This window comes from Desulfovibrio mangrovi, from assembly GCF_026230175.1.
GTDB lineage: Bacteria > Desulfobacterota > Desulfovibrionia > Desulfovibrionales > Desulfovibrionaceae > Halodesulfovibrio > Halodesulfovibrio mangrovi.
In genome coordinates this window covers 3,579,712-3,597,039 of the sequence record NZ_CP104208.1, presented here as the reverse complement: position 1 = coordinate 3,597,039, position 17,328 = coordinate 3,579,712, and the positions used below count along the sequence as shown (strand labels likewise).

The 17,328-nt window shown below is 58.2% G+C and carries 13 protein-coding genes; 8 read left to right on the top strand and 5 right to left on the bottom strand.

Annotated features, from left to right (window positions below; genetic code table 11):
• Window positions 1-153: 153 nt before the first annotated feature.
• The 6 genes from N1030_RS16065 (at window position 154) to N1030_RS16040 (ending at window position 8,617) form a co-directional block, all read left to right on the top strand.
• Window positions 154-2,154 (top strand): response regulator, encoded by a 2,001-nt coding sequence (locus N1030_RS16065; protein WP_265826544.1) that lies wholly within the window; start codon window positions 154-156, stop codon window positions 2,152-2,154.
• A gap of 239 nt (window positions 2,155-2,393) precedes the next feature.
• Window positions 2,394-4,364 carry a PAS domain-containing sensor histidine kinase gene (locus tag N1030_RS16060; protein WP_265826542.1) on the top strand — a complete coding sequence of 657 codons (1,971 nt, stop codon included), beginning with the start codon at window positions 2,394-2,396 and terminating at the stop codon, window positions 4,362-4,364.
• Window positions 4,345-5,793, top strand: a complete 1,449-nt coding sequence (locus N1030_RS16055; protein WP_265826541.1) for a sigma-54-dependent transcriptional regulator — start codon at window positions 4,345-4,347, stop codon at window positions 5,791-5,793. The genes N1030_RS16060 and N1030_RS16055 overlap by 20 nt, the downstream gene beginning before the upstream one ends.
• A gap of 590 nt (window positions 5,794-6,383) precedes the next feature.
• Window positions 6,384-7,520 carry an ABC transporter substrate-binding protein gene (locus N1030_RS16050; protein ID WP_265826539.1) on the top strand — a complete coding sequence of 379 codons (1,137 nt, stop codon included), beginning with the start codon at window positions 6,384-6,386 and terminating at the stop codon, window positions 7,518-7,520.
• Window positions 7,521-7,657: 137 nt separating this feature from the next.
• A complete protein-coding gene (locus tag N1030_RS16045; protein WP_265826538.1) occupies window positions 7,658-8,086 on the top strand; it encodes a hypothetical protein in 429 nt (142 codons plus the stop codon).
• A 102-nt stretch (window positions 8,087-8,188) separates the two neighbouring features.
• Complete coding sequence (locus tag N1030_RS16040) at window positions 8,189-8,617, top strand: RrF2 family transcriptional regulator (RefSeq protein ID WP_265826537.1); 429 nt, start codon at window positions 8,189-8,191, stop codon at window positions 8,615-8,617.
• Between the two features lie 60 nt (window positions 8,618-8,677).
• Here N1030_RS16040 and N1030_RS16035 read toward each other — a convergent pair whose 3' ends face one another.
• From N1030_RS16035 to N1030_RS16015, 5 genes are all read right to left on the bottom strand, one after another.
• The gene (locus N1030_RS16035; RefSeq protein ID WP_265826536.1) at window positions 8,678-10,138 is read right to left on the bottom strand and encodes a carbon starvation CstA family protein; all 1,461 of its coding nucleotides are present in this window, start codon (window positions 10,136-10,138) and stop codon (window positions 8,678-8,680) included.
• Window positions 10,139-10,485: 347 nt separating this feature from the next.
• On the bottom strand, window positions 10,486-11,211 hold the full coding sequence (locus N1030_RS16030) for a PAS domain-containing protein (protein ID WP_265826535.1): 726 nt from the start codon (window positions 11,209-11,211) through the stop codon (window positions 10,486-10,488).
• A gap of 289 nt (window positions 11,212-11,500) precedes the next feature.
• A complete protein-coding gene (locus N1030_RS16025) occupies window positions 11,501-11,659 on the bottom strand; it encodes a rubredoxin (RefSeq protein WP_265826534.1) in 159 nt (52 codons plus the stop codon).
• A gap of 146 nt (window positions 11,660-11,805) precedes the next feature.
• The gene (locus N1030_RS16020) at window positions 11,806-12,978 is read right to left on the bottom strand and encodes a KamA family radical SAM protein (RefSeq protein WP_265826533.1); all 1,173 of its coding nucleotides are present in this window, start codon (window positions 12,976-12,978) and stop codon (window positions 11,806-11,808) included.
• Window positions 12,979-13,361: 383 nt separating this feature from the next.
• The gene (locus N1030_RS16015) at window positions 13,362-14,030 is read right to left on the bottom strand and encodes an arylesterase (RefSeq protein WP_265826532.1); all 669 of its coding nucleotides are present in this window, start codon (window positions 14,028-14,030) and stop codon (window positions 13,362-13,364) included.
• A 34-nt stretch (window positions 14,031-14,064) separates the two neighbouring features.
• On the opposite strand from N1030_RS16015, the gene N1030_RS16010 reads away from it, so the two are divergent.
• Together N1030_RS16010 and N1030_RS16005 are read left to right on the top strand one after the other, a co-directional pair.
• Complete coding sequence (locus tag N1030_RS16010; RefSeq protein ID WP_265826530.1) at window positions 14,065-14,751, top strand: ABC transporter ATP-binding protein; 687 nt, start codon at window positions 14,065-14,067, stop codon at window positions 14,749-14,751.
• Window positions 14,748-17,309, top strand: coding sequence for an ABC transporter permease (locus tag N1030_RS16005; RefSeq protein ID WP_265826529.1), 2,562 nt, complete (start codon window positions 14,748-14,750; stop codon window positions 17,307-17,309). Before N1030_RS16010 ends, N1030_RS16005 begins: the two co-directional genes overlap by 4 nt.
• Window positions 17,310-17,328 lie beyond the last annotated feature (19 nt).

The following is a 17,328-nucleotide window of genomic DNA, read 5'->3' as shown; positions in this document are numbered from 1 at the left end:
TGTTCGTCAACACGCCACAACATCTTTATCTCCTGAACATACTTGAAATACTCCCCTCTTTGTTGCATAGATGACACCTGAGACAGAGGAGTTGTCATACCGCACGGCGGTATCCTGAACGCCTGCCCCGCTCATGCCCGCATCGGAGGACGCATGCCTTTATCCATTCTGGTCGTGGACGACGAACAGATTGTCGCACTGGATATCAAACGCACGCTGGAACGTCTGGGCTATTCCGTGCCAGCCATTGTAGGAGACGGACAAACCGCAATCAGCAAGGCAGCGGAACTGCAGCCGAGCCTTGTACTCATGGACATCCGGCTCAAGGGCGAAATGGACGGGATTCAGGCCGCAAGCGTCATCACGGCGAAACTCGGCATTCCCGTCATCTATCTCACCGCCTACTCTGACGAAGCAACGCTGGAGCGCGCCAAGGCATCCAATCCTTTCGGTTTTCTCATCAAGCCCTTTGAAGAACGCGAGCTGCACTCCACCATAGAAATCGCCATGCTCAAACACCGCTCCGAGCGCAGCCTTGACGAAGCGCGGCGCAGGGCGGAACAGGACAACCTTGCCAAGTCCGGTTATTTTGCGGATATGAGCCACGAAATACGCAACTCGCTGAACGGCATTGTGGGCATGACCGACCTTGCGCTGGACACGGATCTGTCCACCGAGCAGCGCGAATATCTGACCACGGTACTGGAGTCTGCCGAGAACCTGCTCAATATCCTGAACGACGTTCTGGATATTTCCCGCATAGAGGCCCGCAAACTGTCTCTGACAGAACGCCCCTTCGAGCTGTACGCCTGCCTTTCCAAAGCGGTACGGACCATCCGCCCCGATGCGGAAAAGAAAGGACTTCAGGTGGCATGGCACATCGCGCCCGATGTCCCCAAAACCATAATCGGTGATTCCGGACGCCTGCAGCAGATTCTGCTGAACCTGCTGGGCAACGCCATCAAGTTCACGCTTTCCGGCGGCATCACCGTGGAGGTGAACACCGTACAGGGCGCTCCCCAGACGACAGACAATGGCGACAACAACCGCTCCATCCAGCTGCTCTTCTCGGTACGCGACACCGGCATAGGCATCCCCGAAGACCGGCAGACGGCCATATTCGAGCGCTACCGGCAGGTTGACCGCGATAATCCGCAGGAGCACGTCGGTTCCGGTCTGGGCCTTGCCATCTGCAAAGAACTGGTAGAGCTCATGGACGGCTCAATTTGGGTGCGCAGCAGGGTGGACCACGGCAGCACCTTCTATTTCACAGTGTGCCTTACGCCTTCCGGCAAAGCGCAGCAGGACAAACAGGCCGTTACCGTTCAACAGCCCGCCCCGCACAAACTGCACGTACTGGCCGTGGACGACAATCTGGTCAGCCGCAAACTTGTCCGCCTGCTCCTTGAAAAGCAGGGCCATACCTGCGTCACAGCCAACAACGGCCTGGAAATGCTGGTGCATTTGGCTCAGGAACGCTTCGACCTTGTGCTCAGCAACATCCAGATGCCCCGCATGGGCGGTCTGGAGGCCGTGCGCCGCATCCGCTCGGGCCTTGCCGACGGTGTTGCGCCGGATATTCCCATCATCGCTATTACCGCGCACGCCCTTAAAGGCGACCGCGAACGATTCCTTGAAGCTGGCATGACCGAGTATATTGCCAAGCCCATCCACGCGACCCGCTTTTACAAGGCCATAGCCCGAGCCATGCAGCAGGATACGTCGCCCCCCGAAGATACCGCTCCGGCAGAATCGCCGCAGCTTTTGCGGCCCATGCTGGACACGGCGGACGTACTGGAAAGAATGGACGGAGACGCACAGCTGGTGCGCGAAATCTGGCAGGCGTTTCTTGCAGACTCGGTGGAACAGATGCACAGCATCCGCGAAGCGCTACGCGGTAACTCACCCCGCCTCGACCTCCCCCTTGCCGAAGTGGCGAGCGGAGCGACACAGGCTCTGAAGGCCGCAGCAAAAAACGTGGGGGCCATGGAGCTTGCCGCCACGCTTGAATCCTGCGCAGACGCCCTCCGTTTCGGTGAACGTGAAAGGGCAACTGCCGCCATCATGCATGTGGATACCGTACTCGCCCATACATTGAGCGTCATAGACACGAGTATGAAAAGCCTGATGGAGACAGGAACAGACGAGTCCTGAACGGCTTGAACCACCTGTGATACCGCCCCCGGCAGCAACGGCAACGCATCTCCAACCGGCAGAGCCGTATAGGGATGCCGCCATTTCGCTTTTGACTGATCTGCGGTATTGCCACATCATCCTTGGCAACAGTCATCCTCCACCGCCAAAGGCAACTGAGGGTTGGCACCTGTCATTCAACCCACGGCTTCCGGCAACGGAACAGCCGACAGACATTACCGCACGGCGCAGAAAACACCATGCTACCTGACCCGCCCCAGCCCCCGGAAATACAACCTGAAGGCCATACGCCTCCGCAGGTTCTCCGCTTTCTGCGCCAGATAAGCGATTCCGCTTCCGGCGGCGACGCGCTGGATCTGGGGTATGCCGGCTCCCTGCTCTGCCCCCTGCTGGGCATTTCGCGACGCGACCTTCTTCAGGCGCTGACCAAGGCCCTGTGCGCCGACCCCATTCCGGCCATACTTGCCAGACAGATGCGCAATGAGGAGCGTGGCGTTTTTGAGCCGTACACCATCCGCCTCATGACTGTTGACGGGCATCCTGCCGATATTCAGGTCTGCCCCCGACCGATTCTGCTGCCCGATGAAACCGAGCTTGTCACCGCCACGCTGGGGCTTGCCCCGGCAGACATGGACAGGCAACGAGCCGTTCAGGCAGAACGGGACAGACTGCTGGGCCTGCTCGACAGGCTCCCGGCCTTTGTGGCCCTTGTGGCTCCGGACTACTCGCTCCGGTACCACAACCAGACCTTCAAGGAAATTTTCGGTTCCAGCCTGAAGCACCCCTGCTACAAGGTCATCAAGAACCAGTCAGAGCCCTGCCCCACATGTCCGCCTTTCGATGTGTTCGATACCGGCAGCCTTTCCATTTACGAATGGACCAACCCGGCCAACAGGCAGGCGTTCCGCATCTATTCCTATCCCTTTACGGACGAAGACAGTTCGCCGCTGGTTTTGAAGCTTGGCATCGATATCACTCAGAGCAAGCAGGTGCAGGAAGCCCTGATAATGTCAGAGGCCCGCTACCGCTCCATAACCGACAACCTTGCCGTAGGCATAGCTGTGGTGGACGCCTCCATGCGCATAACCGCAGCCAACCCGCTGTTCTCGCAATGGTTCGGCATCACTCTCAACGGCAACCATGTTCCTACCGGACACCTCAAGGCGGATGCCCTGTTTGCGGCGGCCTGCGGGGCGGGGAGTAACGAACCGGTGGCGGAAGCACAGGCCGGAGCATGGAATCCCAAGAGCATGCTCATGAACGTATTCACCGACGGCAGGGTGCGGGAACTGGAATTCGCCTGCCAGCTCCCCTCGGAAGCCTTTCTGCAAACAGATGACGGACTGCGCGCCCTGCGCATCACCGCCTGCCCCACGCGCGACGTGAACAACTCGGTCAACTCGGTCATTCTGCTTCTGGAAGACATCACGGAGCGAAAACGTGTAACCGAACAATTGAACCGCGCACGCCAGCTGGAGGCCATGGGAACCCTCGCCGCCGGCATCGCACACGAGATCAACCAGCCGCTTTCAGCCTTGCGACTCTATGCCAGCGGACTGGAACTGCTGGTGGAGCAGCAACACGGCCTCTCGCAGGAAAATCTGCTGGAGCGTCTCGGCTGGATTCTGCGTGAAGCCGACAACATTCAGGAAATCATCGCCCACATGCGCTCACTGGTCATGCAGCAGGATGCGCCTCCCATCGGACGCGCCAGCCTGAACAAGGCCGTGCAACGGGCACTTGGACTCGTGGGTGCCCAGCTCAACGCACACGGCATACAGCTTGACCTGCAACTGGCAACCAACCTCCCGGATGCGCTTGCCAATCTCGTCCAGTTGGAGCAGGTTGTCATCAATCTGGTCGTCAACGCAATGCATGCGCTTGATACCATCGACTCTTCCCGTCAGGCTGATAAATGGATACGTATCTCCACCGAACAGTTGGACAACGGCTCGCTCCGCCTGCGCGTAGCCGATAACGGCCCCGGACTGCAGGGGCTGGAAAAACGTATTTTCGACCCATTCTTCACCACCAAGGATGCCGGTTCCGGCATGGGACTCGGGCTTTCCATAGTGCATACCTTCGTAGAGGCATGGCGGGGGGAAATATCCACTGTATCCACAATGCAGGGCAGCGGAGCCACCTTTATCATCACACTGCACCCGGCAGATGCTGAAGCGGGAGTAACGGATGCGCATACTGATAGTTGACGACAACACCACCAGCCTGCAGAGCTTGCGGATTGTTCTCAGCGATCTCGGGCATGAGCCCACCCCTTTTACCGACCCTTTGCTTGCTCTTGAAGAGGCCAGAAAGAATCACTACCCGCTGATCATCACGGACATCCGCATGCCCCGCATGGACGGAATCAGTCTGCTCAAGGCCCTGAAGAACGCACCGGAAACGGAAAGCTGCGACGTGGTGCTCATTACCGGTCACGGTGACATGGAAACCGCCGTAGGCGCCTTACGTCACGGTGCCTACGACTACCTGAACAAGCCCATCAATGCCCGCGAACTCGCCGCAGTGGTGGAACGCTGTGCCGAGCACCAGGCTCTGCTCAACGAAAACCGCGACCTGCGCCAGCATCTGGACAACCGTGTGAACGAGGTGGCAGGCACCCTGCGCCGCGACCTTGATGAAGCGCGCACCCTGCTGCGCGAGGTTTCCGGCATCGGCACGGTGGTATCTGAATCTCCGGCAACCGAACGGGTCATGAATGATGCCCGCATGTTCCACAGGGACCCGAGCGTTCCCGTCCTTATCGAAGGGGAGACAGGAACCGGCAAAGAGATCATCGCCCGCCTCATCCACTTCGGCGAGAGCGGCTGCGAGAACCCCTTTGTGGCCATAAACTGTGCGGCCATTCCCCACGAACTCTTCGAAAGCGAACTGTTCGGCCATGAAGCCGGAGCATACACGGGAAGCCGCGCCGGTGGTTCTCCGGGCAAGCTGGAACTGGCCGCATCAGGCACGCTCTTTCTGGACGAAATTGCCGAAATGCCCCTTACCCTGCAGCCCAAGCTCCTGCGCGTACTGGAAGACCGCACCTACTATCGAGTGGGCGGCATCCGCAAACGGGATTTCAAGGCGCGGGTGGTCTGCGCGGCCAACCTTGACCTTGCCGAACTGGTGGAAAAAGGACTGTTCCGCCGCGACCTGTACCATCGCCTGAAAGTCGGCCATCTCTTCATTCCCCCGCTCAGGGAACGCAAAGAGGATATTCCGGCCCTCGCCGCGCTGTTCCTCAAACGCCAGGCCGAGCGCAAGCGCAAACAGTTTATCGGCATCACGCCTGAGGCTATGGACATCCTTCTTAACCACCCATGGCGCGGCAATGTGCGTGAACTGGAAAACGCAATAGAACGGGCCGTACTTGTGCACGATGGGCAGATGCTCCTGCCGGAACACATCAGCTTCCTGAATCCGGGACGCGACATGCTCAGCGGCACGGAAAGCCTCGGCACTATTCCGCTGGATATAGAAAGCCTTGAACTGCCTGAAGCCCCCATTGATCTGGAAGCCCTGACAACCGCCATCATTCAGAAAGCGCTGGACCGCTTTGAAGGCAACAAGAGCAAGACGGCTGCCTATCTCGGCATTTCCCGCTACGCCCTGCACAGACGGCTCCAGAAATAGTGTGCGATTTCGCACAATGAGCGGAATCGCACGTGCGAATTCGCACAGCACAAACAGTTCCACGCCCGAAACAATCCGCTACGGAATGCATCTTGCGAATAAGCACACGGAATTCAACGTCCCGAAACGTAGTAACTCGTTAACAGATTCTGGCACGACTTCTGCTATAGCAAGTTCGCAGATGACGATCAGGATGCCAGCGATCAGGCGTTCACCCCCCCAACAATTCTGATCGGAGTCTGTAACGGGATCTGAATACCGGGCCCGCATCAGGCGCATGGAATACCCCCCCCTTCCGTGGCCGTGTACATGCGTTCCCGGGGCGTTTGTTCAGACCAACCTATCTTGGGCTTCCGGCAGATCACCCCCCCCGATCTCCGGAAGCCCATCCTCTTTTCGTCTCCGCATCATACCATGCCTTTTCAATATGATGTGAAACTTGACATCTTGCGCCCCATCCGAAAGAGTCCCCAATACAGTAACGCTGCCACCTTCAGGAGCAAAAGCAGCGTTCGGGTATGGCCGGGGTAGACTCCGCCGTGGCGGAGAGTGTGCACAATGAAACATTTTCAGTCTGAAAGAGGATTTTCATGAAACGTTCCGGCCTTATTCTCTTGTTACTCTTCATGGTTACGGCAACCAACGCGCTGGCAGCGGACCCCATCCGCATCGGGGCCATCTTCTCCAGCACCGGCCCGGCATCCTTCCTTGGAGAGCCGGAAAAGAACAGCCTTGAGATGGCGGCACAAAGCATCAATGCCGCAGGAGGCATTCTCGGCAGGCAGGTCGAGGTCATCCAGTACGACGATGAAACCGAAGTGAACAAGTGCGTGCTGGCTGTGGAAAAACTGGCCCGCAAGGACGGGGTGAAGGCCATCATCGGGCCCACAACCTCCGGCAACACGCTCGCCATTGTCCGCAACATGACGCGCTACGGCATTCCGCTCATATCCTGCGCCTCATCCGACAAAATCGTTACCCCGGTCAACCCGTGGGTATTCAAGGTAGCACCTTCCGATAGCTTTGCCATTGAAAGGCTGCTGGACCACATTCTCACCACCGGTGCCAAGCGCGTGGCCATTCTCACCGTCTCCGACGGCTACGGTCAGTCCGGTCGTGCCGGTTTGCAGGCCCTTATCCCCAAAGCGGGTCTTGAACTGGTAGCCGACGAAGTATACGGCCCCAAGGATACCGACATGACGGCACAGTTGACCAAAATCCGCGGGCTTGCCGCAGATGCCGTCATCTGCTGGGGCACGAATCCTGGCCCCGCCGTTGTTGCACGCAACCATCGCCAGCTGGGCATGACAGCCCCCCTGTACATGAGCCACGGCGTTGCTTCCAAGAAATTCATTGAACTGGCCGGTGATGCCGCAGAGGGGCTCATCCTCCCTGCGGGGCGCCTCATCGTGGCAAAACAGCTGGAAGACGGCCACGCTCAGAAGGCCATGCTGCTCGACTATGAAGCCGGCTACGCCAAGCACTACAACGCTGCGGTGTCCACCTTCGGCGGGCATGCGTGGGATGCCATGCTGCTGCTCAAGGCCGCCATTGAAAAGGCTGGTTCCGATGATCCCAAGGCTATCCGCGACGCCCTGGAGTCCATCACCGGCATGGTAGGCACGGCAGGCATATTCAACTTCTCTGCGCAGGACCATAATGGTCTGGACAAAACAGCCTTTGAGGTCATCCGCATTGAAGGTGGTGACTGGAAGATCGTACGGTAGCACTCTGCACCCGACCGAAAAGGCCGCCCCACGGGCGGCCTTTTTTTTATCCATTTTATACATATCCTTTTCTATATATTGCAAAACGATATAAATAAATATATTCTAACGGTTAAGTTTAATTAAAGAGGATCATCATGGCCTATTTTCGCGCAATTATTGGTTTCTCCTTGGCCATTTCTATTGTCTTTGCCATAGAAATGGCCCTTCTTTACGGTATAGGGATAATTGCAGGCAAAACACTTACACCACGAGGGGCTGGCTGGATACTACTTCCAATCATGGCTGGTATCGCCGGCGGTCGGTTTCTATATCAGCAACCAGTTTTTCACTCGACTCCTCTGATCTTTATTGTTTCCTTGTTAGACAGGCAGCCTCAAATTGTTCGCTTTTACCTTGCTGGATTACTAGTTTGGCTATTAAGTCTTCTGGCATATGTTTTCATTTTTGAGGGATTTGGAAATTATGTATCTAGAAGTGAGATTCTGTTGCTAATCAAACTCTCAACCATCCCCCCAATCATCGCATTAGTAGGTATATACGCTATTCAAAAGGCCAAAAAATAAACCATCGATAACATACCCGACAAGTATGCTATTGACCATTGAAGCAGCCTTCCATACAGTCATACAATAGAAAATATTAAATGTCAGATGAGAGGCGCCGCAATGAAACTGTCTGCCCGTTCACGCTACGCAACCCGTATTCTGGTCATCCTTGCGGAAAATCTGGATGCCGTGGTCAATACCACTACGCTTTCCGAGCATACGGGCATTTCCGTCCAATTTATCGAACAGATCATACGCCCATTGAAACAAGGGGGGCTCGTTTCCAGCACCCGCGGCGTTACCGGCGGTCATACGCTTGCCAACGCCCCGGCCAACATATCGCTCGGAGACATCGTCCGCGCCATTGAAGGCCCTATTGATCTGACCCAGTGTTGCGACAACGAAGCGGCCGCCCAGTGCCCCCGTAGCGATCACTGCCCCACCCGCCCGGCATGGATGCAGGTTTCCAACATTCTGGAAAACGCGCTGGACAGCATTTCCATAGCCGACCTGCTGGCACCGCCATCGCGGCTGGCAGCTCTCGCGTAAGACAAAAAAGCCCCCGCCAAATGGCGGGGGCTTCGTTTTCAGCAAGAGACACCTGCGGCACTAGCCGATGGTGCCGGGAGAGTCGGAAGCGTTGGCTTCAACGGGGATGGTGCGGGACTTCAGCATGAATGCCACAAAGCAGGCTGCAGCGGCAACTATACCGATGGGGTAGCCTACGCTGGCGTCCAGCTTGAAGGCAAACTCGGGAGCCACGCACAGGTAGGTAACACAAACTGCAGTCATGAAGGTTGCGGGCACGGAAGCGATCCAATGGATCTTGCCGTGACGCACGAGGTAAACTGCGGATGCCCACAGCACGATGGTAGCCAGAGTCTGGTTGGAGAAACCGAAGTAGCGCCAGATGATGCCGAAATCGGTCTTGGTGATCATGTAACCCACCAGGAACAGGGGCACAGCAATCATCAGACGCTTGACAACATCCTTCTGAGTAACCTTGGTGAAGTCGGCGATGATCAGACGGGCTGCGCGGAATGCGGTGTCACCGGAAGAGATGGGCAGAATGATTACGCCGATGATGGCAAGGAAGCCGCCGATGGGGCCCATGAGGGTAGTGGCAACCTGATCTACCACGGCAGCGGGGCCGCCGTTAGCCAGAGCAGCCTGCAGCGCTTCGGGGGTCTGGTAGAAGGTCATGCCGAGAGTTGCCCATACGAGGGCGATGATGCCTTCACCGATCATGGCACCGTAGAAGATGGGACGGCCGCACTTTTCATCGGGAATGCAGCGCGCCATGAGCGGAGACTGGGTAGCATGGAAACCGGAGATGGCGCCGCATGCGATGGTGATGAACATCAGGGGCCACATGGGCAGACCCTTGGGATGCACGTTGGCAAGGCCCACGCCGTTGGGGAAGAAGGTGTAGCCGTCAATGATCAGCATGGCGGAAAGACCGCCGGCCATAACCAGCAGACAGACAGCAAACAAGGGGTACAGACGGCCGATGATCTTGTCCACCGGCAGAATGGTGGCCAGGAAGTAGTAGGCAAAGATGATGCCGGTCCACACTGCCACAGCAGTGGGCTTGTCCAGATCAAAGCCGATCTTGTTGGCAAGCAGCTTGGCGGGGCCGAGCACGAATACCACGCCCACGAGCAGCAACAGCACGATGGAGAAGATATTCATGAACTGCTTGGCAAACTTGCCGAGGTTGTAGCCCACGGCATCCGGAATAGACTTGCCGTCGTAACGCACAGACATCATGCCGGCAAAATAGTCATGCACAGCACCGGCAAAGATGCTGCCGAGCACAATCCAGACCAGAGCGGCAGGACCGTACAGGGCACCGAGGATGGGACCGAAGATGGGGCCCAGACCTGCGATGTTGAGCAGCTGGATAAGATAGATTTTCTTGGGGCCCATCTTGACGTAGTCAACTCCGTCTTCCATGCGGCATGCAGGAGTAACGCGACATACGTCAGCGCCGAAGTTGGCTTCGACCACTTTGCCGTAGACGAAGTAGCCGGCAATGAGCAGAGCGCAAGCTAGAAAGAAGTAAAACATTCCTCACTCCTTTAACAGATGATTGTTACATGCCGCAGCAGGGAGGCGCCCCGTACGACATTGAACCGGCCAGATCCACAAATTCCAGATCAAACCGTTTCCGGCTATCTGAGAATCCAGTGGCGGAAGGATCGGACCGATCCCCTTTTCCCTCAAACAGGTTATGAGTATATAACCTATAATCATCCATTATTTCCAGCTTAAGTGTGAATGAGCAAATCCGCGGCGTGAACCGGCCCCAGAAAGGAGTGAATTGCACACAACAATAAAAGCGCCACTCTCCCCCAAGGAAGGTGACGCCTTTAGATTCAGTGTCGTGTAAAACGGATGCAGAATACCGGACGCAGCTACCTCAGAGCCGTCAGGTCAAGCCGCAGCTCGATGCAGTGGGCCACGGCACCGTCATCGGAGCGTACGGGCGCGGTGGCAACCAGCCATCGGGAGACAGTTCCGTCCGGATACACACCCTTTTCTTCCATCAATCTGGGCTGCCCGTCGGCAAAGGTCTGCGCAACGGGGCAATCGCCCCCGGGAGCGGCGCGGTTGCACAGCCTGCGGCAGGAATCTCCCGGCCGGGTATTGAACACCGTGGTAAACGCCTTGTTGCAGTAAACAACACGGAAGGATCTGTCCTGCACGCTCACAAAACCGGGCAGATCAGAAACCAGCGCTTCAAGCATGGTATTTGATGCCCGCAGAACGCGCAGCCGCTCGGAAAGTGATTCACCCGAACGCACAAGCGCCACGGCAAGGGCATCAAGCTCGTCTTCTACAGGAATGCGGGTAGGCAGCGGAGCGCTGCCGAGATCGCGAGCCGTCTGGGTCAAATCTTCCAACGGCCTTGATATGAGTTCCCTGCCAAGATGGTTCAGCAGAAAATAGTAGAGCGGCATAAGCAGGGCCGCACAACAGGCCATAAGCCATACGATGTCCACAGGCGTCAGCGGCGCACTAACCGACAGCGCAAGCAGCGCCCCCAACACGCCGATTCCAGAACAGGCAAAGAGCACTGTTGCCACTGCGGCAAGCTTGGTCGAAAGGGGAATGCGTATCCCCCTGAGTATCCCCAACACAGCCCCTCCTTTTGGTACGGCAAACAACCTGCAGCTTCGCTTGCTCAGGCTGCAAACGCCCTCCAGATGCGGGATAACGCTACCAGATATTGCGTGATTACTCAACCTATCTCCGGTCAATCAAGATACCAAAACTATTTCAGCCAAGAGCCGCAACACTTTTCGTGACAGTGCCGCCAGACCGTAAACGGGTATGCCCGCCTGCCCATCATGATTCATTCACCAGAAAACAAAAAGCCCCCGTCATACGACAGGGGCTTCATGGTCACAGGGTCATGCCGAAAAAGGACTAGTCCATCTTGGTGAAGAATTCCTTCTCGGCACCGCAGAGCGGACATACCCAGTCTTCCGGCAGATTCTCAAAGGCGGTTTCCGGCGGAATGTTGTTATCAGGGTCGCCTTCCATGGGGTCATAGATATATCCGCAGGGGCATTCGTACTTGTGCATCAAATCCTCCATGAATCTCATATAGACAGTTGTTGATTGCAAAACCATCCGACGATGCGGAGCAAAGCGGATGTTGCCACAACTATAGGACTATACAGGGAGGGTGCCCCTGTCAACCCGATGCATAGCACCCGGCTCCCCAACTCCTAGTTGGGGCGGGGAACACCTGCTCCGCACACCTTGCAGAGATCCGGCATGTCCAGCGCAGTCGTCCCGGACTGCGCTTCTTCCGTGTCTCCGGGCCCGGCCTCCAGATAGTCGTCCAGCCACACGGCCCGCGGATTACGGGGAAAGACCTGAATCTGACCTGCCGCCTTGCCGGCGGGGGCGCGATGTCTGCGGAAGAGTACCTCGTCGGCAGTTACGCCCAGCACCTCGATCTTGCCGGTTGCATGCGACATGCAGAAACGGGCTCGTTTTGCAGGGCCGGAACATTGCCTGAGCGCAGCCTGCAGAATGGCGTAGCCCTCTTCAATGGGCACGGTGAAATGATGGTTGCCCGTGGTGGGACGGCAGACGAACAGGTAATAGGGGGGCACGCCCATGCGGGCAAGACCGTTGAAAAGATCTGCCAGCACCTCAGGATCATCGTTCACCCCGCGCAGCAGGGGGGTCTGGTTGGTAAGAATGACCCCTGCCCGCTGCAGCATGTGAATGGCCTTGCGCGCAACGTCAGTCATCTCGTTGGGATGATTGAAATGAGTCTGGATGTAGATCTTCCGGTCCGGACGGCTGTAGTTACCAAGCATCTTGACCAGTTCAGGATCGTTGATGATGCGGTAGGGATCGAAGACCGGCATGCGCGAACCGATGCGGATGAACTGGACATGCGGAATCATGGAGAGACCGCAGATGATTTCCTCCAGCTTGCGTGTGGAAAGCAGCAGCGGATCGCCGCCGGAAACCAGAACGTTGGTGATTTCCTTCGCGCCCTCAATGTAACGAAGCGCTTCTTCCACATCCACCTTGGCAGGCTCGGAGCCTTCCATGAAAATGCGCTTGCGGAAGCAGAAACGGCACAGCCCGCCGCAAACGTCGTTCGCCAGCATGATGGCCGTGTCAGCATACTTATGCTGCAACCCCGGCATGACGGTGTAATCGCCTTCGCTGGACGGGTCGAGCGCTCCCCATCCTCGTGCTTCGGCAGGGTGCGGCACGATGATTCTGCGAATGGGGTCGTCGGGATCTTCCCAATTAATGAGAGAAAGGTAGTAGTCGTTGGCTCGGAACTGATACTGTGCCATCACTTTGGAAACGGCCTGTTTTTCCGAATCGGTCAACGGCAGGCTGTCCAAGGAATGTGTGTAATACGTAGACATGGCAAATCCCCTTTGGTTACGCGGCGTCAGTCGCAAGCCATAACAGCTGGCAGGCTGGCACAACGCCAAGGTTCGAGACTGTCAGCCACAGCGGCTGTCTGAGAGGGGGACGGCCCCCTATGGTGATCTGTAATCAGGCGTTCCAGCAAAGAAAACCGGCCGAAAGCAGTGTGACGCTATAGGGATACGGGCGGATTCGTGAGTATCGCTGGACAGGGCGTGAGCGGGGTCATCGGAAGACCGACCAGACCATTCCGCTTATAAAGAGATAATACCTCAATGTATTTTGAAAATCAAGGCATTTTTTGCCCATGTACCTCCCGTCCCGACCTTGCTTGATCGCAATCCGATACGAGAGGTCGCTTTTCAAAAACCACACACACTTATTCAAGCATACCAAGGACAAACGGCAACATCCCCTGCACAACCCGCTCTACGCCTGCGGGATTGGGATGCATGCCATCCGGCAAATTCAGGGTGGCATCAAAGGCAACCCCTTCGAGAAAGAAGGGATAGAATACAAGGTCAAAAGCCTTCGCCAGTTCGGGATACAGCGCATCAAACGCGGCAGCATACTCCTGCCCCAGATTCCGGGGAGCCTGCATGCCTGCCAGCAGCACCTTCACCCCCTGCGCCTGACAGGTCCTGATAACGGCCTCCAGATTCTCGCGCGTATGCTTCGGGGAAAGACCCTGCAACGCATCGTTGGCACCAAGCTCAAGAATCAGGATGTCCGGTCTGTCTGCCAAGGCCCACGATATGCGGGCAGCACCGCCTGCCGACGTATCGCCGGAAACCCCCGCGTTGGTCACGCGCACGGCGTAGCCCAGTTCGCGCAGGCGGCGTTCCAGAACAACCGGAAAGCTGTGGCTGTTTTCCAGACCATATCCTGCCGTGAGGCTGTCGCCGAAGGCCATGATGTGCACTCCGGCACGCCCCTCATCTGCAACACCGCCTTTGCCTGTCGCCACGGATTGGTTACTATAGACTGAAGGCGAGCCGATTACGCCTGAAACATACAGCAAGGCCAGCGCCATTCCAGCGAAGGACACGGCTCTCATTAACCGGCCGAAAAGGACAGTACGCATGCGCAACTCCATGATCGAGCTTTCCGATATACATCTGAATCTAGTAGGCGGTTCCGGCGAGGTCAACATCCTGCGCGGAATCTCCCTGCGCGTGGAAGAAGGGGAAACTGTGGCTGTGCTAGGCCCGTCCGGATCGGGCAAAACCACCACCCTCATGGTCATGGCGGGACTGGAACGCCCCACTTCCGGATCGGTACGCATTGCAGGCCACGACCTGTGCGCCATGAATGAAGACAGTCTGGCCCGGTTCCGCCGCACGCACGTGGGCATCGTATTCCAATCCTTCCATCTCGTCCCCACCATGACCGCCCTGGAAAACACAGCCCTGCCGCTGGAGTTCGCCCACATGCCGCGCGCCCGGGAACTGGCCGAAGAAGCCCTGAACGCCGTGGGACTGGCAGACAGGGCCCGCCACTATCCTGCCCAGCTTTCAGGCGGGGAACAGCAGCGAGTTGCGCTGGCCCGCGCTTTTGCCGCGCGCCCCAAAGTCATTCTTGCGGACGAGCCCACGGGAAACCTTGATTCGGAAACCGGTACGCGCGTGGTTGACCACCTGTTCGCCCTGCAGCGCCAGCACGGCACCACGCTGGTGCTGATCACCCACGACAAGGAACTGGCCGCCCGCTGCACGCGTCATGTACGCATGGAAGACGGACGCCTCTTCGTACCGGAGACCCGCCAATGAGCCTCTCCCTGCGCGACATATCCCTCGCCGCGCGGCTGGCCCTGAGGGAACTGCGCTCGGGCAAGCGCCGCTTCACGGTCTTTCTGAGCTGTCTCATCCTCGGCGTCTTCGCCATAGCCGCCGTCGGTTCCGTCTCGGAATCCGCCCGTTCCGCCATCAACCGGGACGCCCGCATCCTGCTGGGCGGCGATGCATCGGTCCAACTGACAACACCACACCCAACCGCACCTCAGAGGGCATGGCTTGAACAGCACGGCACATTGAGCCACTCCATAAGCCTGCGCGGCATGGCCCATACGGCATCCGGCGAAGCCATGCTGGTGGCCGCCAAGGGGGTGGACGGAGCCTACCCGCTCTACGGCGTGCCGGAGCTGTCTCCGGCCATGCCTCTGGAGAAGGCGCTGGCGGAGCAAGCGCCCGCAGCTGACGGAAGGCCCGTATTCGGTGCTGTTGTGGATGCGCTGCTGCTGGAACGGCTTGGACTGAAGACAGGAGAGGCCTTCACCGTCGGCAATACGACTTTTCGCATCAGCGCCGTGCTGGTAAAGGAACCGGACAGAGCGTTTCAGGGCATCATATTCGGTCCGAGGGTGCTCATCTCCCTCAAGGCGATGGAGAGCACGGGCCTGTTGATTCCGGGCAGCCTCATACACAGCCACCTGCGCGTGCGGCTCAACAAGGGGAGAACTGCCACGGAGCAGGAAGTGCAAACATTCACGGAGGCACTCCGCGCCGCTTTTCCCGACACCGGCTGGCGCGTGGAACCGTTCACGCGGGCGGCCCCGCGCATCCGCACCTTTCTGGACCGCATCGATGCCGACCTGCTGCTCATAGGGCTGGGAGCCCTGCTGGTCGGCGGGCTGGGCATAGCCGAAGCCGTGCGCGGCTATCTTGCCAGCCGCATCCAGAACATCGCCACCCTCAAGTGCGTGGGCGGTGGCGTGAGCACGGTACTGTGGACCTACTTCTTCCAGATAGCCATCATCGGGATCTTCGGTATCGCAATAGGCTGCACGCTCGGCGCGCTGGTCCCCTTGGTCGCGAGGGAGAGTCTTGCCGAAATGCTGCCCGTTCTTCCGGACGCCTCGCTGCACTGGACACCGCTTTTCCGCGCCGCCTTGCTGGGCTGCCTGATCATCGTTGCATTCTCCCTCAGGCCCTTGCTGCTGGCGGGCAACGTTTCGCCCGCCGTGCTCTTCCGGGGGTACGTGGCTACACAGCGCACACGGCTGAGCGCCACCGGCAGAACCATGGTGGCAGCCGCCTTCGCATCTCTGGCCGGACTGGTCTTCCTCTTTACTCCTGACTGGAAACTGGCAGGCGGATTCACGGTTGTCGTCATCGGCTGCCTTGCCGTGTTCAGAGGCGTAGCGTGGGGCATGATGGCCCTTTCACGCCGTGCTCCGCAGGCCGGGCACCCCAGCTTCCGGCTGGGCATAGCCTCCATTCACCGCCCGGGAGCTCCGACGGTCAACCTTGTCTTCGCGCTGGGGCTAGGACTCACCGCCCTTGTTGCCATCGCCCAGATTGAGCAAAACCTGACCAGAGCCGTGGAACGCGATCTTTCCCGCGAAGCACCGGCATTCTTCTTCATCAACATTCTGCCCCACCAGCTCAAGGACTTTGAAACACTTGCCCAAGCCCCCGGCGTAACCCGCATGGAACGCGGCCCCATGGTTCGCGGACGCATCATCCGCATCAAGGATGCTCCCGTGGAGGAAGTCGATATCAAGCCGGAAGCGAAATGGGCCGTTCGCGGCGACAGGGGACTCAGCCACGCTGCCGTCATGCCGGAAGACACAGAGATCGTGCAGGGGGCTTGGTGGCCGGAAAATTACACGGGGCCGCCCATCATCTCGCTCACGGACGATCTTGCAAAGGGATTTGGAGTGGGTATAGGCGACACCCTTACCTTCAACATCCTCGGACGCGAGGTGACGGCCGCCATAGCGAACATACGAAAGGTGGACTGGATGACCTTCCAGTTGCAGTTCGCCGTGCTGTTCGCTCCGGGACTTCTGGACAACGCGCCCGTCACATGGGCCGTCACCGCCTATGGCAAGGGCAGCGACATGGACGCCCTGTACCGCAAGGTGACAGGAAGCTATCCAAACGTCACCGCATTCAGCATGCGGGAAATTCTGGCTGACGTACGCAACCTGATGGAACGCATGGGCATGGTGTTCCGCGCCATGGCCGCCGTTATGCTGTGCACCGGCCTGCTTGTGCTAGCCGGGGCCATTCTTGCGGATAGGCATCGACGCATCTACGATGCCGTCATCTACAAGGTCTGCGGAGCCACACGGGGAGATATTCTGCTGGCGTTGGTAACGGAATTCCTGCTGACCGGGCTGGCCACGGGCCTGTTCAGCGCCCTGACCGGAACCCTTGCCGCATGGGCCGCTGTAGAAGGGCTGATGCGCCTCAGCTTTACGGTGCAGCCCGTAGCTGCCCTTGCCACCATAGCCACGGCCACAGGTTTCTCGCTGCTGTTCGGCCTTGCCGGCACCATGCGGGCCCTGAACCGCAAGCCCGCCCCTTACCTGCGCAACGAATAGAGAAGGCCACCCGTGAGGG